The sequence below is a fragment of the Candidatus Hepatoplasma crinochetorum Av genome, from assembly GCF_000582535.1.
Classification (GTDB): Bacteria; Bacillota_I; Bacilli_A; order Mycoplasmatales; family Hepatoplasmataceae; genus Hepatoplasma; species Hepatoplasma crinochetorum.
Genome location: NZ_CP006932.1, coordinates 390,076 through 416,337, shown reverse-complemented (window position 1 = coordinate 416,337; position 26,262 = coordinate 390,076). Strand labels below are relative to the sequence as shown.

19 protein-coding genes are annotated in these 26,262 nt (G+C 25.1%); 18 read left to right on the top strand and 1 reads right to left on the bottom strand.

Annotated features, from left to right (window positions below; translation table 4 throughout):
• Window positions 1-75 precede the first annotated feature (75 nt).
• From X271_RS01850 to X271_RS01790, 13 genes are all read left to right on the top strand, one after another.
• The gene (locus X271_RS01850; RefSeq protein ID WP_025208774.1) at window positions 76-1,278 is read left to right on the top strand and encodes a phosphoglycerate kinase; all 1,203 of its coding nucleotides are present in this window, start codon (window positions 76-78) and stop codon (window positions 1,276-1,278) included.
• A gap of 14 nt (window positions 1,279-1,292) precedes the next feature.
• Complete coding sequence (tpiA, locus tag X271_RS01845; RefSeq protein WP_025208773.1) at window positions 1,293-2,069, top strand: triose-phosphate isomerase; 777 nt, start codon at window positions 1,293-1,295, stop codon at window positions 2,067-2,069.
• Window positions 2,070-2,084: 15 nt separating this feature from the next.
• On the top strand, window positions 2,085-3,326 hold the full coding sequence (thrS, locus tag X271_RS01840; RefSeq protein ID WP_025208772.1) for a threonine--tRNA ligase: 1,242 nt from the start codon (window positions 2,085-2,087) through the stop codon (window positions 3,324-3,326).
• An 11-nt stretch (window positions 3,327-3,337) separates the two neighbouring features.
• Entirely contained in the window at window positions 3,338-4,273 is a 936-nt protein-coding gene (gene fmt, locus X271_RS01835; protein WP_025208771.1) for a methionyl-tRNA formyltransferase, read from the top strand.
• Window positions 4,274-4,356: 83 nt separating this feature from the next.
• Window positions 4,357-5,868: a hypothetical protein gene (locus tag X271_RS01830; RefSeq protein ID WP_025208770.1), complete on the top strand. Its 1,512-nt coding sequence runs from the start codon at window positions 4,357-4,359 to the stop codon at window positions 5,866-5,868.
• Between the two features lie 66 nt (window positions 5,869-5,934).
• Window positions 5,935-6,897, top strand: coding sequence for a DHH family phosphoesterase (locus X271_RS01825; protein WP_025208769.1), 963 nt, complete (start codon window positions 5,935-5,937; stop codon window positions 6,895-6,897).
• 12 nt (window positions 6,898-6,909) lie between these two features.
• Window positions 6,910-8,406 carry a hypothetical protein gene (locus tag X271_RS01820; RefSeq protein WP_025208768.1) on the top strand — a complete coding sequence of 499 codons (1,497 nt, stop codon included), beginning with the start codon at window positions 6,910-6,912 and terminating at the stop codon, window positions 8,404-8,406.
• A gap of 15 nt (window positions 8,407-8,421) precedes the next feature.
• A complete protein-coding gene (locus tag X271_RS03165; protein ID WP_025208767.1) occupies window positions 8,422-10,596 on the top strand; it encodes a phosphate ABC transporter permease in 2,175 nt (724 codons plus the stop codon).
• A gap of 3 nt (window positions 10,597-10,599) precedes the next feature.
• A complete protein-coding gene (pstB, locus tag X271_RS03435; protein WP_025208766.1) occupies window positions 10,600-12,120 on the top strand; it encodes a phosphate ABC transporter ATP-binding protein PstB in 1,521 nt (506 codons plus the stop codon).
• Window positions 12,121-12,243: 123 nt separating this feature from the next.
• Entirely contained in the window at window positions 12,244-13,038 is a 795-nt protein-coding gene (locus X271_RS01805; protein WP_025208765.1) for a GIY-YIG nuclease family protein, read from the top strand.
• Between the two features lie 34 nt (window positions 13,039-13,072).
• Entirely contained in the window at window positions 13,073-14,872 is a 1,800-nt protein-coding gene (gene lepA / locus X271_RS01800; protein ID WP_025208764.1) for a translation elongation factor 4, read from the top strand.
• A gap of 39 nt (window positions 14,873-14,911) precedes the next feature.
• Window positions 14,912-16,780, top strand: coding sequence for a DUF262 domain-containing protein (locus tag X271_RS01795; RefSeq protein WP_025208763.1), 1,869 nt, complete (start codon window positions 14,912-14,914; stop codon window positions 16,778-16,780).
• A gap of 88 nt (window positions 16,781-16,868) precedes the next feature.
• Window positions 16,869-18,230 carry an FAD-dependent oxidoreductase gene (locus X271_RS01790; protein WP_038462253.1) on the top strand — a complete coding sequence of 454 codons (1,362 nt, stop codon included), beginning with the start codon at window positions 16,869-16,871 and terminating at the stop codon, window positions 18,228-18,230.
• A 3-nt stretch (window positions 18,231-18,233) separates the two neighbouring features.
• Here X271_RS01790 and X271_RS01785 read toward each other — a convergent pair whose 3' ends face one another.
• On the bottom strand, window positions 18,234-18,851 hold the full coding sequence (locus X271_RS01785; protein WP_128824175.1) for a thiamine diphosphokinase: 618 nt from the start codon (window positions 18,849-18,851) through the stop codon (window positions 18,234-18,236).
• Window positions 18,852-18,937: 86 nt separating this feature from the next.
• Between X271_RS01785 and X271_RS01780 the strand changes: the two genes are divergently transcribed.
• The 5 genes from X271_RS01780 to X271_RS01760 are packed head-to-tail and all read left to right on the top strand — an operon-like array spanning window position 18,938 to window position 26,261.
• Entirely contained in the window at window positions 18,938-20,122 is a 1,185-nt protein-coding gene (locus tag X271_RS01780; protein ID WP_025208760.1) for an acetate/propionate family kinase, read from the top strand.
• Window positions 20,123-20,143: 21 nt separating this feature from the next.
• Window positions 20,144-21,091 carry a phosphate acyltransferase gene (locus X271_RS01775; protein ID WP_025208759.1) on the top strand — a complete coding sequence of 316 codons (948 nt, stop codon included), beginning with the start codon at window positions 20,144-20,146 and terminating at the stop codon, window positions 21,089-21,091.
• Window positions 21,092-21,117: 26 nt separating this feature from the next.
• On the top strand, window positions 21,118-22,368 hold the full coding sequence (locus X271_RS01770; protein WP_025208758.1) for a dihydrolipoamide acetyltransferase family protein: 1,251 nt from the start codon (window positions 21,118-21,120) through the stop codon (window positions 22,366-22,368).
• 12 nt (window positions 22,369-22,380) lie between these two features.
• Window positions 22,381-23,760: a dihydrolipoyl dehydrogenase gene (gene lpdA / locus X271_RS01765; RefSeq protein WP_025208757.1), complete on the top strand. Its 1,380-nt coding sequence runs from the start codon at window positions 22,381-22,383 to the stop codon at window positions 23,758-23,760.
• A 17-nt stretch (window positions 23,761-23,777) separates the two neighbouring features.
• Window positions 23,778-26,261: an alpha-ketoacid dehydrogenase subunit alpha/beta gene (locus X271_RS01760; RefSeq protein WP_025208756.1), complete on the top strand. Its 2,484-nt coding sequence runs from the start codon at window positions 23,778-23,780 to the stop codon at window positions 26,259-26,261.
• The last annotated feature ends 1 nt before the right edge of the window (window position 26,262 follow it).

The window sequence follows — 26,262 nt, the reverse complement described above, 5'->3', positions numbered from 1 at the left end:
TATTTGATATAATAACTTTAAATTGTTTATTTAATTTTAAAATTTAAAGATATAAAATAAAAAATAAGGAAAATAATGAGAAAAAAAACATTACATGATCTTAAAGATTTAAAGGGTAAAATTGTCCTTGTTCGTGTTGATTTTAATGTTCCAATTGAGAATGGAAAAGTAACAAATAATGCTAGAATTGTTGCAGCATTACCAACAATTGAATATTTAATTAAAAATGAAGCAAAAGTTATTCTTTTATCTCATCTTGGAAGAATAAAAACAGAGGAAGATAAAAAAACAAAATCATTAAAATCTGTTGCAATGGAATTTACAAAAGCATCTACACATGCAATTAATTTTGTTGCTGCTACACGTGGAAAAAAAGTAGAAGAAGCAATTAATAATATGGAAAACGGTTCAATTATGATGATTGAAAATACTCGTTTTGAAGATGTAAAAAATAATATATTAGTAAATTATGAATCCAAAAATGATGAAAAATTAGGAAAATATTGAGCATCACTTGGTGATTTATTTGTAAATGATGCATTTGGAACAGCTCATCGTGCTCATGCTTCAAATGTTGGTATTGCAAAATATATTAAAGAATCTGCAATTGGTTTTTTAATTGAAAAAGAAATTAAATTTTTACATGATGCTATTTCTGAACCAAAAAGACCTTTCATTGCTTTATTGGGAGGAGCTAAGGTTTCTGATAAAATAAATGTAATTGATGCTCTTGCAAAGAAAGCAGATAAGGTAATTATCGGAACAGCAATGTGTTATACATTTCATCTTGCAATGGGTAAAAAAATAGGTAAATCATTAGCAGAACCAGAAAAAGTTGATTTAGCAAAAAAACTTATGAAAAAATATCAAGATAAACTAGTAATTGCTTCTGATTCAATTTGCACAAAAGAATATAAAGATGTAAAGGGGAAAGTATATGAAAATATCCCTGATGATTTAATGGGGCTTGATATTGGTCCTAAAACAATTAAAGTAATTAAAAAAGAATTAAAAGGAGCGAAAACAGTAATTTGAAATGGTCCTTTTGGTGTTACTGAATTTAAAAATTATCAAGAAGGTTCAAAAGCAATTGCTCATGAATTAATTAATTTAAAAGATGCAATTACAATTATTGGTGGTGGAGATTCAGCTGCAATGGCAATTAAAATGGGAATCGAAGGGAAAATTAGTCATATCTCTACAGGTGGTGGAGCAAGTATGGAATTTTTAGAAGGAAAAGAATTACCAGGAATTGCTGCAATAAATAATATTAATTAAGAAAGAAAAATAATATGAAAAGAAAAAAAATAATCGTCGGAAATTGAAAAATGTATAATGGCCCAGAACAAGGACATCATTTTTTACATCATTTAGAAGATGAACTTAGTGATAAAAAAATAAATTGTGATTTTGCAATTGCTGCACCTTTTGTTACATTACCATTTATAATGCCACATGATCATGGATCAAAAAAAGGTCTTGATCTTGATCTTGCTGCACAAAATTTTCATTATGAAAAAGAAGGAGCATTTACTGGTGAAGTATCACTTCCAATGCTTGAACAATTAGGAATTAGATATGGAATAATAGGACATTCTGAACGTCGTCAATATTTTAATGAAACAGATCATACTGTTAATTTAAAACTTAAAGCTTGCTTAAATTCTTCAATTATTCCGATTATGGCTTTTGGTGAATCATTAAAAGAATTTGAAGATAATAAAACAATTTCTGTAATTGAAAGACAATTAAAAGAAGGATTAGCCGGAATTAAAAAAGGACAGATTGAAAGAGTAATTTTAGCTTATGAACCAATCTGAGCAATCGGAACAGGAAAAACAGCAACAGCAAAACAAGCACAAGATACAATCAAAAAAGCACGAGGAATTATTGCTGAATTATTTGATAAAAGTATTGCTTCAAAAATAAGAATTCAATATGGCGGATCTGTAAAACCGGAAAATATTAAAGAACTTATGGAACAAGAAGATATTGATGGAGCTTTAGTCGGTGGTGCTTCACTTGATGTAAAATCATTTGTTAAATTATTAACATATGATCAAAACTAATTTTGGAAAGTTTATATGGAAAAAATCCACAAGCAAAATTTAAATGATAATAAAGAAATTGAAGTAGATCATCGCAAAATTGCAAAAGAATTAGAAATTTTTTATATTGATGAAAATATTGGAAAAGGATTTCCAATATGATTAGAAAATGGTGTTAAATTAAAAAAAGCGATTCATGATTATATTTATGAACAAGAGGAAAAATATAATTTTATTCATGTAGAAACACCTGAAGTTGGACTTTTAAATTTATATAAAACTTCTGGTCACTATCAACTTTATAAAAATAATATGTTTCCAGAAATGAAATTTAAAGATGAAGAAAGCTTTGTTTTAAGACCAATGGCTTGTCCTCATCATATAATGATTTATAAGCATAAAAAAAGATCATATAAAGAATTACCATTAAGACTTGCAGAACATGTAAATCAATTTCGCTTTGAACCTTCAGGATCACTTCTTGGACTGGAAAGAACAAGAGCAATGGAACTTACTGATTCTCATATTTTTTTACGAGACGATCAATTAGAATCAGAAATTAAACTTGTTTTAAATTTAGTAGAAAAAACATTAGCAAAATTTAATATTAAAATTGATTATATCGAACTTGCATTAAGAGATAAAAAAGATCTAAAAAAATATCATGGTGATAGTAAAAAATGAGATCAATCTGAATCTATATTAAGAAATTTTTTACAAAAAAACAAGATTAAATTTATTGAAAAAATCGGAGAAGCAGCTTTTTATGGTCCAAAAATCGATGTTCAAATAAAAACATTATTAGGTCATATCATTACAGTTTCTACAATTCAATTGGATTTTTTCTTACCAGAAAGATTTGAATTAGAATATTTTGATAAAGATTTAAATAAAATTAGACCAATTATGATTCATCGTGGATTAATTGGTACTTATGAAAGATTTATTGCTGTTTTATTAGAACAAACAAAAGGAAATCTTCCTTTTTGATTAGCACCAAATCAAGTTGTAATATTACCAATTAATAATAAATATCATTTAGAATATGCAAAAAAAATCTATCAATTTTTATTAGATAATAAAATAAGAGTAAAACTTGATTTTTCAAATGAAAGATTAGGACATAAAGTTAGATTATATCAAACACAAAAATACAAATATCAAATTATAATTGGTGATGAAGAAGTAAAAAACGATAAAATATCTTATCGAAGATATCAAAGCAAAAAAACAGATATTTTAAAAATTGTAGAATTTTTAAAGTTAATTAAAAGTTAAAGGATAACAAAATGAATAATATAAAAATATTATTTTTAGGGAATTCTGATATTTCTCTATCTGTATTAAAACCATTAATTGATGCAAAACAATTCGAAATTATTGGTGTTGTTACTACTAAGGATCAAAAAGTAGGAAGAAGCCACTCTGAACTTATTCCTTCTCCTGTTGCTCTTTTTGCAAAAGAGCATAATTTAAATGTAATTAAAACAGAAAGCATTAATAAAGATATTAATAAAATTAAAGATTTAAATTTTGATTTACTTATAACTTGTTCATTTGGTCAAATTCTTTCTAAACAAATTTTAAAATTAGCAAAAAAAGATTCTCTTAATATTCATACATCATTACTTCCAAAAGGAAGAGGAGCAAATCCTATTCAAAGAGCGATTCTTGAAGGAGAAAAAGAAACAGGATTTACATTAATGGAAATGATCGAAGAAATGGATGCTGGTGATTATTTTTATCAAAAGAAATTACCAATTACAATTTTTGATACATATAAAACACTCGAGGATAAAATATATCTTTTAATTACAAATAATATAATTGATGTTTTAAATAAATTTGTAGATGATAAATTAATTAGAATAAAACAAGATAAAAATAAAGTTTCATTTTGAAAAAAAATCTTGCCTGAAGAACAAATAATTGATTTTAATTTAAAATCAATTGACATTTATAATAAAATTCGTGCTCTTAATCCTAAACCAAAAGCAAAATTAATTTTTAAAAATCAAGAAATTTTTGTATTGGAAGCAAATTATCAATTACTTAAAAAAAAACAAATTAAAAAAGCCCCAGGAACATTTTTAAAAATAAATAAAGAAGGAATTTTTTTCCAAACAATAGATGGAGAAATTATTTTTAAAAGAATCATAATTCCGGGTAAAAAAATCCAAAGTGCAAAAGAAATTTTAAATGGAAATTCATTATTTAAAAATTAATTTTATTTTTTTAAATATTATTTATAATTAAATTTGAAAAAATTATTTATCTTAAATAATAATTTTACTAATAAAGATAATATATGAAATTAAGAGATCTTACTTTTAGAATTAAATATTTTTTTTCCTCTAATTGAGGGAAAATTTTTATTTCCTTTTTTTTAATTGCAGCAATTTTTCTTTCAATTATTCTTCCGATTGCTTTTTTGGGAGAAGGAAAAGCAAAAGCAATTTATGTTTTCGGATTTGATGCTAATTTTACAGGAACAGGAACTAATTTTGATAATTATATAGGTGTTGATAAAGACTATAAATATTGAAATGATGATATTGTTTGAGCACAAAATCAAGAACAAATGTTGAATGGAATTGAGCAATCAAAAGATTCTATTGGTTATTTAGGGAAAAGTGTTAGTTTTTTTGATGTCTATGATCCAATTTTAAATCCTTCAGGAAATTTAAAAGCATTAGAACTCTATACAAATGATACAAATCTTGAAGATGATACTTTAACTCCTGGTTATGTTTCTTATGATTCCGATGCTTATCCAATGCTTGCTTCCTTAAACATCTGATTTCGTGTTCCTGCTTCTGTTGCTCCAATTATTAATAATAATATTATGTTTAGCAATACTACAGGAATTGATATAGATAATACAATTTGAGGAACCAATTGAATAATAGGATCCCCATCAAGAACACTTACAGAAGAACAACAAGAATATTTTACTAATTATGTGATTAACCCCGGATATCTTAAATATTTTGTTTTCTCTTTTATTTTTTTTAATTGAATTGCCTTTTCAGAAGATGCACAAGTTATAATTGATAGTATTTCCAAACACTATCAACCATATGATGATCTTTATTTATTATCAGAACAAGAATTTGAAGAATATCTTTTAAATTTTACTATCAATTTAGAATCTATTAATTCTAATTGAACAATAGATAATTTTGTAAATAATAATAGTGATGGAAAAGATGTAAATTTAATTTTAACATTAGAAGGATCGGGAACAGTTCAACCTACATTAAATGCCTTAAGTATTGGAAATGAAAATTATGATGGATTTAGTTTTTATCTTTCAAGTTGATTACAAGATTATTATGATGATCCAGAATGAACATTTGAATTAACACTTACTTTAAATAATCATGATTCAGGACAAGCATTTGCAATTAAAGATAATGGAGCAAGTGCAAATGCATTTTTAGGAACTCAATCTCGTGGATATGATATTGATGATATTACAAGAGAAGAGAGAGCAAATACAGGAGAAAATGTTACTTGAGGATATGATCAAATTACCGAAGATGATTTAGATCCTAATGGTTTTTATTATCTTCCTGATACTCAAACAACTACTGATTTTACACAACCTTTATACTATACGCTTGCTACTGATCCTGTTTTAGTATTAACAGAAAAAAATACATCATTTAAAGTTGATGGTAATACTTATCATCCAAAAGGGATTAGTTCAGAGGGATTAAAATATATTTATTCATTTGATGGAAGATCATGAGAATGACTTTATGCAATGAATGAAAATTTAATTCAAGGCTCATTAATAGAAGTAGAAGAGAATTAATTTAAAAAAAAGAGCAAAAAAATTTATTATTATTTATAATAAATTTGAAAAATTAATTAGAAAATTGTGGAAAAATTTGCTGATAATTTCCTGAATAAAATTAAAAGATATCAAAAAATTATTATTTTAAGACATCAAAATCCAGATGGAGATGCTTTAGGTAGTCAATATGGTCTTTTTAATTTCTTGCAAACTAATTTTAAAGATAAGAAAATTATGATTGGACATGCTGATGATATTAGATGATTATCAGATTTTTTTGTTAAAAATAATAATCCAACAGAAGATGATTTTAATGATTCTTTAATAATTATAGTTGATACTGCAAATAAGGAAAGAATTGCAAATAATAATTATAAATTAGGAAAAGAAATAATTAAAATTGATCATCACCCTAAAATTGATGATTATAATGCAAGTTTAAAATATGTAAATGCAGAGAGATCATCTTGTTCCGAGATAATTTTCGATCTTATAAATTATCTTAGTATTAAAAATAATTTTAAAATTACGACTAAAACTGTAAATTATCTTTTTTTAGGAATAGTAACAGATACTGGTCGTTTTTCTTTTCCTTCTGTAAATAAAGATACTTTTAGAGTTTTATCTTTAATTTATAGTATAAAAGGTTTTGAAGCAAAAAATATTTATAAATTATTAAATACATATACAGAAAAAGAATTAAAATATCAAGCTTATGTAATTAATCATTATAAGAAAAAAGATTCTTTTGCTTTTTTTGTTGCAAAAAAAGGAATTGAGAAAAAATTCAAATTGCAATTTGAAGAGATAACACATTTTGTTTCAACTCTTATGATTAGTAAAAATATTAAAATTGCATTATATGCAATTTTTGATCAAAAAGAAAAAATATTTCGTGTTTCGCTTAGATCAAAAGAAATTACAATTAATAAAATAGCAGAAAAATTTGGTGGAGGTGGACATAAATTAGCAGCAGGAGTAAGAATTAAAACAAAAAAAGAATTAAAAGAATTGATAAAAGAATTAGAGATATTAGGTATAAATTAGCAGAGAAAAATTATGAAATTTAAAGAAATTAGCTTAAAAATAAAATATTTTTTTTCCTCAAGTTGAGGACATATATTTATTACAGTTGTTCTTACGGTGGCAATTTTATTATTAATATTTTTACCAATTGTACTAGCAGGATTAGGAAAAGCCGAAGCAATTTATGTATATGGATTTGATGCAAATATTACGGGAACAGGAGAAAAATTTGACGATTACATCGGAGTTCCGAAAGATTACAATCATTGAAATGAAGATTTAGTATGAGCACAAAATGAAGAACAGATGTTAAATGGAGTAGAACAATCAAAAAATTCTGTTGGTTACTTAGGGAAAAGTGTTAGCTCTTTTGAAATTTATGATCCAGAAACAAATCCAAGTGGAGAATTAACACCTTTAGATCTTTATGTATTAGATAGTGATGGGAATAATACTCCTGGTTATGTTGATTATAATTCCGATTATTATCCAATGTTTTCTACTTTAAATATTTTCTTTCGTGTTCCGGCTTCAGTAGCTCCAATTCTTAATAATAATATTATGTTTAGTAATACTACAGGAATTGATATAGATAATACAATTTGAGGAACAAATTGAATTCAAGGATCACCATCAAGAACACTTACAGAAGAACAGGAAGCTTATTTTGATAATTATGTAATTAGTCCGGGATATCTTAAATATTTTGTTTTTTCTTTTATTTTCTTTAATTGAATTACTTTTTCAGAAGATGCTCAATTAATTATAAATAGTATTGCAAAATATTATCAGCCTTATGATAATCCTTTTTTATTATCATCAGAAGAATTTGAAGTTTATCTTTTAAATTTTGCTAATAATTTAGAATCTGTTAATCCTAATTGAACAATTGATAATTTTGTAAATAATAATAGTAATGGAAAAGAAGTAAATTTAATTTTAACAATTGAAGGAACAGGAACAGATCAACCAACTTTGGATGCATTAACAAATGGTAATGCTGAGTATAATGGATTTAATTATTATTTTTCAACTTGATTGCAAGATTATTATAATGATCCAGAATGAACATTTGAATTAAATCTTACACTTAATAATCATGGTTCTGGACAAGCTTTTGCTCTTGTAAGTAATAACGCAAATCCTAATTCTTTTTTAGGAACACAATCTCGTGGATATGGAATTAGTGATATTACAAGAGAAGAAAAAAATAGCAATGGACAAACTTTAACTTGAGGTTATGATCAAGTAACTGAGGATGATATTGATCCAATTGGTTTATATTATCTTCCTGATGTTGAAACAAATGATAGTACTGTTGAACCTCTTTACTATACTTTTGCTACTGATCCAATTTTAGTTTATACTGGAAAAGATACATCATTTACAGTAGATGGTATTAATTATCGCCCAACAGGAATTAGTGCATCTGCTTTAAAATATATTTATTCATTCGATGGAAGATCATGAGAATGATTATATTTATCAAATAGTGAAGAAATTCCTTTGCTTACTGCAGAAGAAATTTAATAAAAGAGGTTTATGATGGATAAAAGCATAATTTATACACAGAAAAAAACAGCAAAGAAAAATCGTAAAAAAGATAGTTTTTATCGATCATTTTTGTTGATCTTATTTCTTTTTACAGCTTTCTTTATTATTTTTGCTTTAGTTTTTTTAATTGCAGCAAGTATTAATGGTTTTGTTTCTCATCCAGAAATGAGTTTTAGTTATTTTCTTTTTGGAAATGAATATAATCCTGCTTCTGAACTTTTTGCAGCAGGATTTATGATTGTAAATACTTTGCTTGTTTCCTTTTTTGCAATTTTAATTGCTGTTCCTGTTTCGGTATTTACTGCTGTTTTTATTGCAAAAGTACTACCCAAAAAATTTTCTAATTTTATGTTTGCAATTATTGCAATATTAGCTGCAATTCCTTCGGTTGTTTATGGAGCATTTGGAGCAATTATTATAAATGATGTGATTACAGCAATTTTTAATGTTCAAGCAGGAACAATGCTTGCTGTAATTTTTACACTTGCATTTATGATAATGCCAACAATTACACTTCTTTCAATTACAGCAATTAATTCAACTGATCGCAAATTAGAAGAATCAGCTTATGCCTTAGGAGCAACAAAAACACAAACTTCTCTTTATGTAACTTTGCGCGCAGCAAAAGGTGGAATTATTGTTGGAATTTTATTAGGAATTGCAAGAGCACTAGGAGAGGCAACTGCTGTATCAATGGTTGCTAGCCAAACAAATGTTGGACCAACTTTTAATCTTTTAGGGAATATTCGTTTAATTACAGCGACAATGATGTCACAGTGAGGAGAAGGTGGGCCCGGAACAATTGAAAGAGCTTCTTCTCTTGCAATGTGTACTTTGCTTTTTATCGTTGTTATTCTTGTTTTCATTATTCTTAAAGTTTTTGAAAGTTATTATTCAATTGAAAGTATTGAAAAAAGAAATATTAAAAAAATTAGTAAAGAAAATCAATTGAATAGTAATATTCAAAAATATGGAATTGATAATCTCTCCCTCAAAGATCAAAGAAAATACCTCGAGGGACAACTGATTAAAAAATATGAAAAGAAAAAGGTAAGCAATGAGAATTATTCTGTTACAAAAGGAATAAATTTTAGTGATGCTCTTGTAATAAAGAAAATTCGTAATTACAAAAAAACAAAAGAAACAAAAAACAATATAATGCTTGGATTATTTGCTTCGGTTGGATTTATTTTATTAGGAGCAATTATTATCTTTTTAATGATTGGAGGAATTAGTGCTTTAAATTGAGAATATCTTACAACTAAAGGAAAATACACTTTTGTTAATGATACAGGAACGACCTTTACGGTTGATGGATTAGCTATCCCATTAATAGGAACACTTTTTACAATTGTATTTTCACTTTTAATTGCGATTCCTTTTGGTGTTTTAATTGCAATCTATTTTTCAATTTATTTACAAAAAACAAGTAAACGAGCAAAAATATTTTCATTATCTATTCAATTATTAACAAGTATTCCTTCAATTGTATATGGAATAATTGCAAGTATTTTGTTTTTACAATTGATGCGCCTTGAAAGTTTAAATGTTGTTTCTCTTTCAGGAGTTTTTATAATGGCAATTGTTTTATTACCAACAATCGTAAAAACAACAGAGCAAGCTTTAAATGATGTTGATAAAGGACAAAAAGAAGGATCTTATGCCCTTGGAGCAACAAAATATAAAACATCAACAAAAGTTTTATTAAAACAAGTTTATCCGCAAATTATCTCTTCTGCTGTTGTTGCAACCGGAATTGTTCTTGCTGATTCTGCAATCTTTTTTATTCTTTATGGTACAGCTTTTGATGGAAATGATGTCGGTGATTGAATTAATCAAGGTGGACCTACTTTAGCACTTGAAATGTATGCAATGTCAAGAGGTGGAATTGTCCCTTGAGATCAAGTAAAAGCAATTGGATTATTAATAGTTTTTTTAATTATTATTCTTTCAATTTCTGCAGGGCTTGTTCGTGAGAAGAAATTTAAAGAAGTTACAATTATTTTTGCTGGTTTTATTCTTTTCTTTGCTTCAGTTTATTTTGCTTGGAAAATAGTGTTTTTTATTAGTTTAGGAATCATTGTATTTGGAATGCTTATTTATCCTCTTCTTATTTACTTAAATAAAAAATACCATTTTCTTAATATAAGGATTTTAATGGAGTAGCTTATGAATCAGAACAAAAATAATTTAAAAAATTATCAAGAACAAGTTTTAGGAAAAATTAAAGAGATTGATGATATCAAAAAAGAAATTAATTATCAATCAATAATAGATATACTTCATAATTTAAATAATGATCTAAAAAAATTAAAAGAGGGTCATAATAGTAGTCTTAAAAAAGATTTATTAAATGATCAAGAAATTATTAATTTTGAAAAAAAAATCAAGAAACTAGAACAAAAAAAGGCAAAAAATCAAGCAAAATTTACAAATTTAAATAATAAGCAAAAAGAATTATTTAAGATTTTTAATAAAAATGAAAATGTAATTATTAAAAATAAACGAGAAATTGCTTTTATTAGTGAGGAAATTTATAAATTAAAAGATAAATTAAATTTTTTAAATGATTTGGAAAAATTGGTAAATGATTATAAAGATTCAGTTGCTATCGAAAATGAGAAAATTAAAAAATTAAAAGAAGATTTAAAAGCAATACCAAAAAATAATCAAATTAAAAAATATTACATAAAAGAAGATATTCGTAAAGCAAAAAAGCAAAAATTAAATCTTCATAAAAGTAAAAAATTTACAAGCAATTATAAAAATAAAATTAGAAAATTACAAGATAAATTAAAAAATTATCAAGATTTTAAAAATAAAATAAAAAATGAAAATAAATTTTATCAAAAATTAAATCAAAGAATTGATAATACTTTAAATACAAGTATTGATAAAAAAGTAGATGATAAATATTCATTTGATGTTAAAAATCTAAATGTTTGATATGATCAAAAACATGCATTGTATGATGTTGATATTAAAATTCCCAAAAACAAAATAATTGCAATTATTGGTCCTTCTGGTTGTGGAAAGTCAACTTTTTTAAGAACTCTTAATAGAATAAATGATAATATTCCAAAATTTAGAATGCATGGAAAAATTATTTTCGATGATGAATATGATATTTATAAATTAAGATCAATTTATAATCATTATAAAAAAATTGATCTTACTGATCTTAGAACAAAGATTGGAATGATTTTTCAACAACCAAATCCTTTTCCGATGTCAATTCGTAAAAATGTTGCTTTTTCTCTTAAAATTTCTGGATTTAAAGATCGCGCACTTACAGAAAAATTGGTAAAAAAAGCATTAAAAAAAGCAAATCTTTGAGATGAAGTTAAATCAAATTTAAAAGCAATTGCAACTTCTCTTTCGGGAGGACAACAACAAAGATTATGTATTGCAAGAGCGATTATTCAACAACCAGAAGTTTTACTTATGGATGAACCTACTTCAGCACTAGATCCAAAATCAAGTGCTGCAATCGAGAATTTAATTTTAGAGTTAAAAAAGAATTATACAATTATAATCGTAACTCATTCAATGCAACAAGCACAAAGAGTTTCTGATTATACAGCATTTTTTTACCAAGGAAGACTTATTGAGTTTGCACGGACAGAAGAATTATTTAATAATCCAAAAGAACAAGAAACTAAAAATTATCTAAAAGGAAAATTTGGTTAAAATTAAAATATTTCATTTTTATCAATTTTAATTATAAAATTAATTTAAGAGGGATTATTAATTTCAAATTAATAATAAGAGAAGAAATTAATAAAAAATTAAAATTGGGATGAAAAAACATTAATGAATAATAATGTAAAAAAAATATCAGGGATATATCGAATTTACTTAAAAGATGAAAATAACAAAGAATGAAGTTACATAGGTGCTTCGAAAAATATCAATAGTCGTTTTAGTGCACATAAAATGATGATAAGAAAGATGCTTAAAAATAAAGACAATTTATTATTAAGATCTTTGCAATCATATACAGTTCCAGCAAAAGGAGCTTCATACTATAAAATTGCACTTTTTATGATTGATAATAATTTAAAAATAAGTGATTTAAAATTAGAAATCTTAGAGGAAAAAGAATTTTTTAAAATTGAAGAAATCGAAGCATTAGAAATTGATTATATTGAAAAATACAATAGTGAATGAGAAGGATTTAATGGTCCACATGCAAAACAATTTAAATATATTCGTTCACTTACAGAAGCAAAATATCAATATAATAAAATTTTATTTGATCAATATTTAAAAACAAATCCAGATAAAGTAAAAGATAAAAAATTATCTGTAAATGAGCTTTTTTCTAATCAGAAATTAATCGAAAAAGTAAAAAAAAGTTTGAAAAGAAATGAAGCAAACAATTTAAACATTTATCAGGAGAAAATTGATACTATTGAAAATATTCTTAAAAATGAATATAGTAGACAATTTAAAACAATTGAAAACAATTTAAAACAAGGAAAAAATCCATTTCCTACAATTTGATTCAATTGAAAAAATCTTGATCCTTATTTTGCAAAAAATTTTGAAATTTACAAAATTTATTGCGATCAAATCATTGAAAAAAAAATAAAAGAATATAATTAATAATTTATAATAAATTAAATATTTATTATTTTTTATGAAAAAAGAAAACATCCGTAATTTTGCAATTATTGCACATATCGATCATGGAAAATCAACTCTTGCTGATCGTATTTTAGAGTTTACTCATTCTGTTACAAAAAGAGAAATTCATAATCAAATGTTAGATACAATGGATCTTGAAAGAGAACGTGGAATTACAATTAAATTAAATGCTGTACAAATTGAGTATCAATATCAAAACCAGATTTATCAATTAAATTTAATTGATACTCCTGGTCATGTTGATTTTACATATGAAGTTTCTCGTTCACTTGCAGCTTCAGAAGGAGCAATTCTTTTAGTTGATGCAACACAAGGTGTCCAGCCCCAAACAATTGCTAATCTTTATCTTGCAATCGAAAATGATTTAAAAATTATTCCTGTAATTAATAAAATTGATAGTGAAAATGCCAATATTTTAAAAACAAAACAAGAGATAAAAGAAATTCTAGGAATTGATGCTTCTGATGCTCCACTTATTTCTGCAAAAACAGGAAAGAATATCGAAGAAGTATTAATAAAAATAATAAATGATATTCCACCTCCATTAAATGCAGATGATAATCTACCATTAAAAGGATTAGTATTTGATGCTTATTTTGATAGTTATCAAGGTGTTATTTTATTTGTAAAGATCTTTCAAGGATTTATTACAAAAAATCAAAAATTAACTTTTATTCAATCAAAAACAGATCTTGATGTAATAAGTGTTGGTGTTAATACTCCAAAAGAAAAAGTTAAAGAAAAGCTAAATGCTGGAGAAACCGGTTGAATTATTACAAATATTAAAGATATTAAAAAAATATCAATCGGAGATACTCTTACTACAAGAGAAAATAAAGATAAAATAAAAGCACTTCCTGGTTATAGACCATCAAAGCCAATGGTTTTTTCCGGATTTTATCCACTTGATACAGAAAAATATCAAGGATTGGAAGAAGCACTAGATAAAATTTCTCTTTCCGATTCTTCTCTTAGCTATGAAAAAGAAAATTCAAAAGCATTAGGATTTGGATTTAGAGTTGGTTTTCTTGGATTATTACATCTTGAAATTATCCAAGAAAGAATTGAACGAGAATTTAAAATTCCTGTAATTGCAACAATCCCTTCTGTAATCTATAAAGTTACACTTACAAATAAAAAAATAAAATATATTCAAAATCCTGTTGATTTTCCTGATAAATCTTATATTTTGCAAATTGAAGAACCCTATGTAAAAGTCACAATTTATTCTCCTGAAAATTATATGGGAAAATTAATTGAATATGTTCATAGTAAAAGAGGGATTTATCAGAATCTTGAAATCTATAGTGAAAAGATGAATGCATTAATTTATCATCTTCCACTTGGTGAAATTGTTTTTGATTTTTTTAATGCAGTAAAATCAATTTCAAAAGGTTATGCTTCTTTTGATTATGAACAAATCGGATATCAAAAAGGTGATCTTGTAAAATTAGATTTCTTAATTGCAAAAGAACAAGTTGATGCTTTTTCTCGAATTGTTGATCGTAAAAATGCTTATCAAATTGCAAAAGTAATGGTTGAAAAATTAAAAGAGATCGTTCCTAGACAAAATTTTGAAATTGCAATTCAAGCTGTAATTGGGGGGAAAGTAATTGCGCGAGAGACTGTAAAAGCTTATCGTAAAGATGTAACAGGTTATCTTTATGGAGGAGATGTCTCAAGAAAGAAAAAATTACTAGAAAAGCAAAAAAAAGGAAAGAAAAAAATGAAACAGATTGGATCAGTAACTCTTCCTAAAAATGCTTTTATAGATGTTTTGAAAACAAAATAGATTAAATTTAATCAATGCACAAAGGAAATAAATAATAAGATGAATGATTCTGTACAAAGAATAAAATTATTAGATTTTTTTAATTATGGGTCAATATATAGTGTTCCTGTATATCAAAGAAAATATGTTTGAAACGAAAATAATATTAAATCTCTTTTTGAGGATATTAAAGATTTAGAAGATGAAAATAATCCAGAAAAAACTTTATATTTAGGAAATATTTTAATTAATAATGATAAAAATAATAAAAAATGAATTGTTGATGGTCAACAAAGAATAACAACTTTTATTTTATTTTTTAAAGCTTTAATTGATTCAATGGAAAATGAGATTGTTGATTATCATTCTTATTCACATTTTGAGAAATATAAATTTAATTTAAATAAATTAATTTATATGCAAGATTCAGATGAACCAAATAAAAATAAAATTAGATTAAAAATAAGTGAAATTAATAATAGAGAGAAATTTGAAAAATTAATAGATAGTAATGAATATATAAATATTTTTAATAATAACAAGGAATTAAAAAAAATTAAAGCAAAAAATAAAGATAATATTTTTTTTAATAATTATATTTGTTTCCGTGAATTAATTAGAGAATTTTTAGAAGAGGAAAATATTTACGATATTATAAAAATTTTTAAAAATATTTGGATAATTCAAATTAATTTACAAGAAAATGATAATGAATTAAAAATATTTGAAACTTTGAATTCTAAAGGGACTCCTTTAAATTCAATAGATTTAATCAAAAATATTTATTTCATGAAATTACATGAACTTGAAAAGGAGAAAAATTCTGATAAAAAGAAAATAATAGAAATAGAAGATGAAATTAAATTATTTTTTGAAGATTTATTATTCGAAAAAATTTCTGAATGAGGTAAAAAAAGTAATATTGAGTTTACAAAAATTGTAAAAGAATATATTATTTATAAATCAATAAAAAGTAATAATAATTATTTAAAAACAATTAAATTACCAAAAGAAAAAGATCCTCAAGATTTATATTATAAATTTAAATTAATTGTAGAATGAGAATTTAATGGTTTTAAAACAATTGATGATATTTCATTATCAATTAAAGATTTTAATAAGTTTTTACTGATTAAAGATATGGTTAAAAAATATAAAAATATCTCAAAGAAAAGTAATTTAAAAGATTATGAAGTTTCTTTGATGATTTTTAATGATTTATATACAGGATCACAATTTTTTCCAATAATAATTCAATTATTAGAAAATGAAAATGAAGTAACATTAGCAAAAGATTATTCAAAAATTGAAAAAGTTACAAAAGATTTTGAAAATTCAATTTTTTTATTAGAAAAAATGATTATTAAAAGACAATTTGTAGGTAAAGGAACAAGACTTTTAACAAGAACAATTAATAAAATAAAAATTAATAATTATAATGATCTTTTAGAAGAATTTGTGGAAAAATATGATTTTATTCCAGAAAATGATGAGTTTAAAGAAGGATTAAATAAAATGGATGTTTATGGGGAAAAAGGCAATGATATTTTAAAAGGATTTTTTTGAAAAATTGAACTTAATAAAAGAAATATAAAAAATAGTTATGAAACAATAATCAATCATAATCGTAAAGAGAAATTTACAATCGAACATATAATGCCAAAAAAATTAAATAAGATTTGAGAAAGAAGTTTGGGGGTTGAAAATATTATTAATCATAAGAAATTTTTGAATAAATTAGGCAACCTTACAATTACTGCTGATAATAGCAGTATAAGTAACAAGTCATTTCCAGAAAAGAAAAAAAATTATAAAGAAAGCATTTTAGAAATAAATCGAAAAATTGCTGAATATGATCATTGAGATTTTGAAAAAATAAATAAAAGAACAAAAGAATTAACCGAAATAGCATTGCAAATATGAGATTAATTTATATATTAATTAATAAAAATGAGAATTTTAAATTTAAAATAATATAATTATTTTATATTAAAACAAATTAAAGAAGGGGTATATTTTGAATAAAGAAAAAATAGTTTTTTTAGGTGTTAATCATGCCGGAACTATTGCAATAAGCACACTTTTAGAGAATAATAAAGATTATGAAGTTGTTGCAATAGAAAAAAATGACAATTGTTCATTTTTAGGATGTGGTATAGCACTTTGAATTAGTGATGTTGTAAAAGATCCAAAAGGTTTATTTTATTCTTCAAAAGAACAATTAGAAAAACAAGGAGCAAAAATCTATTTAAAACATGAAGTTACAAATGTAGATTTTAAAGCAAAAAAAGTTTCTTTTAAAGATCTTAAAACAAATCAAGCAAAAGAAGTTATTTATGATAAATTAGTAATCTCGATTGGTTCAAAACCATTTGTCCCAAAATTTCAATCTTCTAATTTTCAAGATTGATCAAATGTTATTACTGTAAAAACATATCAAAATGCTCAATGAATTATTGATATGTTAAAAAGAGAAGATATTAAAAAAGTTTCAATAATTGGTGCTGGATATATTGGAGTTGAACTTGCTGAAGCTGTAAGAATATATGGTAAAGAAACAACAATGATTGATGCATTAGAACGTATCTTACAAAGATATTATGACAAAGATTTTACAGAATTAATGGATAAAAGATTAAAACAGCAAGAAATCAAAATTGAACTTAATCAATTAGTACAAGATTTAATTGGAAAAAATGGAAAAGTTGAAAAAATTAAAACAAATAAAATTGAAATTCCTACTGATCTTGTAATTTTTGCAATCGGAGCTTTACCAAATACAGGACTTTTCAAAAATAGTAATTTAAAAATGTTACCAAATGGAGCAATTATTGTTGATAAATATCAAAAAACAAATATTGATAATGTTTATGCAATTGGTGATTGTGCAACTATTTATAATACTGTAACAGATAAAGTTGATTATATTGCTCTTGCTTCTAATGCTGTAAGAACAGGAAAAGTTGTAGCATATAATATTTTAGGAAGAAAAGATAAAATTGATGGGGCTTCTGGTTCAAATGCAATTTCTATTTATGGTTTAAATATGGTTTCAACTGGTCTCAATTTTGAAGCTGCTAAAAGAGCAGGATTTGATCCAGAAGAATCACATATTATTTCTGAGCAAAAACCTGCTTTTATGAATGAACCACATAAAGTAAAAGTAAAAGTAATCTATGATAAAAAAACAAAACTTATTTTAGGAGCACAAATGGCTTCTACTTATGATATTTCTATGGGAATTCATATGTTTTCATTAGCAATTGCAAAGAAAACAACAATTGAAGAACTTAAATATCTTGACTTTTTCTTTTTACCAAGATTCAATCAGCCATTTAATTATATAAATGATCTTGCTTTAAAAACAAAAAATGATTAATTATTAATCATTTGCTTGTATTATTAAACTTAATTTAGAGAATTTAACTTTACATTGCTCAGCAATTATTTGATTTGATATTAAATTTGTTGTGCTTTCTAAGTTAAATTCTTTTTTGTTTAAATCTCATTTTAATCCCTTTGTTGTAATTTCTGTTTTTTCAAATACAAAAATAGAAAAATATTTATAATTTTCTTTTTTAATAATTACATTTTCATTTTCTAAAATCGGTGTAATTTTAAATTTATTTCCATAAATTAAAACTTGATATTTTCTGCTAATATTAAAAATATTTATTAAATGATCTTTTCGTCCAAGATCTTCATTTACAAATATTTCTAAACCTTTTTTTTGATATCCAATTTTAAGAGCATATTTAATTGCTTCTTCGGTGTCAGCAAAATTTTTATTTTTTTCTAAAAGAATTAAATTACCTGTTTTTTTTAATTTTTTTTGATAATCTAACAAACTATCAAAATCAGAAATATAATATTTATTTTTTAAACCCTTTTGATTATAAATAAATTTTGCTCCTCTTTCCACACCAATAAAAAAATCATAGTCATCCCAATTTATTTTTCTTTTATGTAATTTTTTTGTTGTTATCAAACATTTTTTCATTGTTAATTATTATAAATTATAATAATTTAATTATAATTTAGTTATATTTATATTGAGATTAAAAATACTAGGAAAAGAAGAAAATAATGAAGAAAATACTAATTTTAAATGTTGGTAGTTCCTCATGTAAATTTCAAATTTTTACAAAAGAATTAAAATTATTAGGAAAAGGTTTGATTGATAGAATTGGAATTACAGGAACAAGTTTTTTTTATAAAGACATTAATAATAAACAAATTAAAGAAAAGAAAGATTTTGAATATAAAGACTTTGCAGAAGAATTTAAAAGATTTATTAACGATAATAATATTTGTAAATTTGAAGAATTTTATTTAATGGTTCATCGCGTAGTAATGGGATCGGAAGTATTTCCGGAAAATATCATTGTAAAAGACTGAAAAACAATTGAAAAAATAGAAAAATTAACTCCTTTAGCTCCTCTCCATCAACCTTATAATGTAATCGCATTAAAAGAGTTTTTTGGAAAATATAAGGATACTAAACATGTTGTTTGTTTTGATACAACTTTTCACTCTACAATTCCTGAAAAAAATTTTATTTTTACAATACCTTATCAATTTTATAAAAATTATAAAATTAGAAGATATGGAGCACATGGAACAAGTCATCAATACATTACAGAAAGATTATCTAATTTCCTTAATAAAAAAAATGTTACATTTATTAATTTACATTTAGGAAATGGTGCTAGTGTTTGCTTAATAAAAGATTCTAAATCATATGATACATCAATGGGTCTTACTCCTCTTGGAGGACTTATGATGGGAACAAGATCAGGAGATCTTGATCCATCAATTGTTTTTTATTTAATTAATCAAAAAAAATTAGACCCTAATGATGTTGAAAATATTTTTATTAAAAAATCAGGACTTTTGGGTATTTATGGAAAATCTTCTGATATGCGTGATGTTATATCAGGAGAAGAAAAAAAGGAAAAAAGAGCAATTTTAGCAAGAGAGTTATTTATCAAAAGAATAAATGATTATATTGCAACTTATTTAAATGAAGTTGAAAAAGTGGAGGCGATTACTTTTACAGGAGGAATAGGGGAAAATGATCTTGATTTGATTAAACGAGTGTTTAAAAATTTTCATCTTAAGAAAATTAAAATAAAACAAGATAAGTTTGATCGAAATTTAGATATTAATTTATTATCTGAAAAAGATTCAGAAATTCCTATTTATATAATTAAAACAAATGAAGAATTACAAATGGCTAAAATAGCAAAAATTTTATTAAAAGAATTATAAAAATTTAAAAGAAGGATTTAAATGATTAAAGAAAAAATTAATTTTAAAGATTTAAAAGAGAAAATAAAAAGATATCAAAAAGAAATCATTATTTTATCAACAGATAATGATCAAAGATTTTTTGAAGCAAAAAAAATAATTGAGAAAAATTTTGATAATCTTAAATATATTAAAATAGATGATAATTTTATAAAAAATTATAGTCAAAATGAAAAAGAAAGATTATTTAATCTTTACAAAGATTTAAGAAATGGAAAAGAAGATTTAGAAAAATTAGAGAAAAATTTTAGTAATCCAAATTATTTTGCTAATTTACTACTTAGAGAAAATAGAGCTGATGGAATAGTTTCTGGTTCTACTCATCCTACTTCAGAAATTTTAAGACCAAGTTTTCAAATTTTAAAAACAAAAATACCAGATGTTCCTGTTTCATCTTTTATGTGATTAGAAAGAGAAAATACTAAAGATTTATTTTTTGCAGATATCTCTGTTAATCCTAATCCTTCTAGTTTAGAATTGGCAAATATTGCAATTCAAACAGCTAATTCTGTAAAAAATATCTTTAAAATTGAACCAATAATTGCAATGCTTTCATTTTCAACATTAGGTTCAGGGGGAGACAATCCATTAGTTTTAAAAATAAGAGAAGCAACAGATATTGTTAAAAAAGATAGTAATTATAAGGTAATTGGTGAGATTCAATGAGATGCAGCTTATGATCCTAATATTTTTAAAATAAAAGTAAATGATCCTAATTTTGAAACATTACCGAATATATTTATTTTTCCTGATTTAAATAGTGGTAATATTGGATATAAAATTGCTGCTACTTTAGGAGATTTTAAAGCGATTGGACCTTTACTACAAAATATCAAAAAACCAGTAAATGATTTAAGTCGTGGAGCAAAAGTTGAAGAAATTGTTGATCTAGTAATCATTACAGCTTTACAGGTTATAAATAATAATTAAAAGGAGTAAAATTTAGATATCAATATATGGCAAAAGCAATAAAAGCACCAAAAATGGGGAATACCGTAGAATCAATAATTTTAGGGGATATCAAAGTTAAAGTTGGAGATACAATTAAAAATGGAGATGTTCTTTTTGAATATGAAACTGATAAATCAACTACGGAATTTAAATCAGAAGATAGTGGTGAAGTTTTAAAAATATTTTATGAAGCGGGAGATGAAGTTAAAGTTCTTGAACCAGTTATTCTTATTGGTAAAAAAGGGGAAGATATTTCAGAATGAGAAAAAATTAGTAAAAATGAAGAAATTTCTCCTAAAAAAGAAGAGAATACTTCAGAAATAAAACAAGAGCAACAATTATCTAATGATACTTCAATAAAAGAAAAAATTCAAGGGCAGCAAAACCAAAGCGAAAATCAAAAAATATTTGTTTCTCCACGAGCAAAAATGATTGCAAAATCACTTGATATTAATTTAAAAAATGTCGATCATATTTCTGGTGTAAATAATCGAATAATGGAAAAAGATATTATTCAGAATTATTATGAAGATATAGACAAAAAAAATATCGGACAAGAATTTTTCCATACTAAATTTACACCTGTAAGAAAAGCAATTGCAAAATCAATGGAAGATTCATTGCAACATGGTGCTCAATTAACATTGATGGCTCCTTTTGATGCAACAAATTTATTAAAAGTTCGTAGTATTATTAAAGCAAAAGTAGAAGAAAAAGAAGTAGGAATTGAAAATTCATCAATAAATGATCTTATTGTTTATGTTCTTGCAAGAACATTAATAGAATTTCCTCATATTAATTCTTTAATTGGACCTGATTATTATGATGCTTATAGTGTTGCTCATGTTGCAATTGCTGTTGATGCACCAAAAGGGCTTTTTGTTCCTGTTGTTCGAAATGCATCAGAAATTTCATTGAATGAACTTACAAGAATATCAAAAGAATTAATTATTAAAACAAAAGAAGGGAAATTATCACCAAAAGATCAAAGTGGAGGGACATTTACAATTAGTAATTTAGGACTTTCAGGTGTAACTGCGTTTACACCAATTTTAAATCCACCGCAAGCAGCACTTTTAGGAGTAGGATCACCAATTAAACGGTTAAAAATGGTGAAAAATGGAATAGTGGAATATAGTGAAATTATATTATCACTTACTATGGATCATCGTCCTTTTGATGGTGCTAAAGGAGCGGAATTTTTAAAAGAATTAAAACAAAGATTAGAAAATGTTTCATATGATCAATTTAAATAGGAGGTTTAGAATATGTTTGATTTAATTATCTTAGGAGGAGGACCTGGTGGCTATGAGCTTGCCTCTAATGCTGCAAGAAAAGGTCTTAAAACAGCAATAGTTGAAAAAGGTAGATTCGGAGGAACTTGCGTTACTGTTGGATGTATTCCTTCCAAAGCATTTTTACATGCAGAAAAGGTTTTTTCAGAAGCAAAAGAAGGAAAAAATATTGGAATTAATTTAAAAGAAATAAGTTTTGATCAAAAACAATTAGTTAAATATAAAGATCAAAAAGTTACATTTTTAACACAAGCAGCAGAAATGAAAGTAAAAAGATCAGGAGCAAAAATTTATAAAGGTTTTGGAAAGATTAAAGAAACTTCAAAAGCACAAGATTTTAAAATTTTGATTAATGATCAAGAAGAAATTAGTGGAAAAAATCTTGTTATTGCAACAGGATCAGAAGTTTTTTATCCACCAATTCCTGGATTAAATAAAAATGATAAAACAGTAATTGATTCAGAAAAGGCTCTTGCGCTTTTTGAAATTCCTAAAAAACTTGTAATTATGGGTGGAGGAGTTATTGGTCTTGAACTTGGAACTTTTTTTGCAGGAATTGGTTCCGAAGTTACAATTGTAGAATTGGCACCAAAAATTGCTGGACCTTTTGATTATGAAATTTCTTTAAAATTACAACAAGAATTAGAAGCAAAGAAAAAAATAAAATTTTTATTAGAACATAAAGTTTCTGAAGTTTTAAACAAGGAAGTTATTTGTGTAGATAAAAATGATAAAAAGATTAAATTACCTTTTGATAAATTACTTGTAGCAGCAGGAAGAAAACCATTTATAAAAGATTTTGGATTAGAAAATTTAAGAGTTTATATTGAAAAAGGGGCAATTGTAACTGATGAAAATTTAAAAACAAATGTTCCTGGACTTTATGCGATTGGCGATGTAAATGGTAAATCAATGCTTGCTCATACTGCTTATCGCGAAGGAGAGATTGTTCTTGAAAATATTTTAGGTAATAAAATAAAAATCAATTATGATCAAATTCCATCTGTTATTTATTGCACTCCTGAAGTTGGAGAAATTGGAATAAATGAAGATTTAGCAAAAAAACAAGGAATTGAAATTAGAACAAAAAAAATTCCAATGTTATATTCAGGAAGATTTGTAATTGAAGTCGGAAATTATGCTGGAAAAAATTTTGATGGTTTATTAAAAATAATCTTAAAAAAATCAACTGATGAGATAATTGGTATTTCATTATTAGGAAATTACTCTTCTGAAATTATTAATATGGCTTCAGTTTTAATTAATAAAAGATATAATTCAAAATCTTTAAAAGATGTTGTATTTGCTCATCCAACAGTAGGGGAAATTATCAAAACAGCAATACTTGAATAATTAGAAGGAGAAAAATTATGGTTAAAAAATTATTTATTAATCCAAAAGATGTGTTTGTAAAAAAAGAGACAGATTTAGGAAAGATTTTAGAGTTTCAATATAATAAAACTTTAGAAGATGAATTTACAGAAAAAAATATTACAAAAGAAGATGCATTTGAAATTTTAAAAGAAATGATTTGAATCAGAGTTAGCGAGGAATTTTTAGATACAATCAAAATTAAGGGAGAATGAAAGGGATTACCTTATCAATATAATGGACCAGCACATATGGCTACAGGACAAGAAGCAGCAACTGTTGGTTTACATTTTCTATTAGATAAAGATGATTTTATCTTTGGGACACATCGAAATCATGCTGAAGTAATTTCAAAAGGATTATCAACAATTTATAAAATGGAAGATAAAGAACTTTTAGAAATTATGGAAAAATATAATGATGGAAAGATTCTTAAAGCAATAAATCAAACAACTTATAAATTTAAAAGCACAAAAGAAAAAGCAATATTTTTCTTTATGTATGGATTTTTAGCAGAAATTTGAGGAAAAGAACAAGGATTTAATCTTGGTCTTGCTGGCTCAATGCACCTTTTCTTTACACCTTTTGGAATTTATCCTAATAATGCAATTGTTGGTGCTTCTGCTTCTCTTGCTTTAGGAGCAGCATTATTTAAATTAACACAGCAAAAAAAAGGTATTTCAATTGCAAATATCGGTGATGGGGGTGTTTCAACCGGACCCTTTTGAGAAACTTTAAATTTTGCAACAATGGATCAATATAAAAATTTATGATCTTCTCCTTATAATAAAAGACCTCCTTTTATGGTTAATTTAATGAATAATCAATATGGAATGGGAGGACAAACTGTTGGTGAAACAATGGGATATCATATTCCTGCACGATTAGCAGCTGGAATTAATCCTGACAATATGTTTGCAGAACGAGTAAATGGACAAGATGTTTTAGCAACAATTGATCTTATTAGAAGAAAAAAAGAGATTGTTTTAAAAGGTGACGGTCCAGTTCTAAATGAAATAGTTACTTATCGTTATAATGGTCATTCTTCTGGAGATTTAGAATCTTATCGAACACCACAAGAAATTGAATTATGAAGAAAAATTGATCCAATTGAACTATTCGCAAAGCAAATGATTGAAAGTAAATTATTAAAAGGATTAGATGATCTTAAAGAAATTCGTAAAAAAATTGAAGATCTCTATTTTCAAATTTATAAATTATCAATTGATCCAAAAGTAACAAAGGAATTAGATTGAGATAATGATAATCAAGTTCTTGATAATTTGATGTTTTCAAGAAAAAAATTTACTTATACAACAGATAAAAAAGTAGAAGTAGAGCTTAAAAAAGAAGAAAATCCACGTGTTCAAAGAATAAGCAAGCGTGAGCGTTATGCTTTTGATAAAAATGGAAATAAACTTTCAAAAATGAAATCTTATCAAATAAGAGATGGAATTTTTGAAGCAATTCTTGATCATTATTATAAAGAACCAACTTTTGCAGGATGAGGAGAAGAATTAAGAGATTGAGGAGGAGCTTATGGAGTTTATAATGGTCTTACAGAATCTCTCCCTTATCATCGCTTATTTAATTCGCCAATTACAGAAGCAGCAATTGTTGGAACTGCTTGCGGTTATGCAATTGCTGGAGGACAAGCAATTGTTGAACTTGAATATTTTGATTTCTTATTTCGTGCCGGAGATGAACTTTCAAATCAACTTTCAAAATGAAGAGCAATGTCGGGAGGACAATTAAAATTACCTGTTGTTGTAAGAACAAATATTGGAAGTCAATATGGAGTCCAACATTCACAAGATTATACTTCAGTATTAGCTTCAATTACCGGAATAAATCTTGTTGCTCCTGTTACTCCTTATGATGCAAAAGGTCTTATGAATACAGCTTTAAATTCTGAAGATCCAACTTTTTTTATAGAAACACAAAAACTTTATGATAAGGGAGAATTTTTTGTAAAAGAAGGTGTTCCCAAAGATTATTATGAAATTCCTTTTGGTGAAGGTGTTATTCGTGAACAAGGAGATGATCTTACAATTGTTACTTTAGGAGCATCTCTTTATACCGCAATTGATGCTGCAAAGATTTTAAGAGAAAAATATAATATTAAAGCAGAAATAATTGATATGCGATCAGCAGTTCCTTTTGATTATGATATTATTATAAATTCTATAAAAAAAACAGGAAAAGTAATTTTTATAAACGAAGGATTTGAAAGAATGAATTTTATGAAAGCTGTTGCTTCAAATATTACAGAATTTGCTTTTGATTATCTTGATTCTCCTCCTGCAGTTTTAGGAGCAAGAAATTGAATTATGCCAGGAGCAGATTATGAGAAATATATCTATCCACAAATTGATGATATTCTTTCTACAATTGATGGTAAAATTATGAAATTAAAAGATTATCAAGCAAAAAAAATAAATACAGTAGTAGAGTATAAACGTAGAGCAAAATACGGTGTTTAAA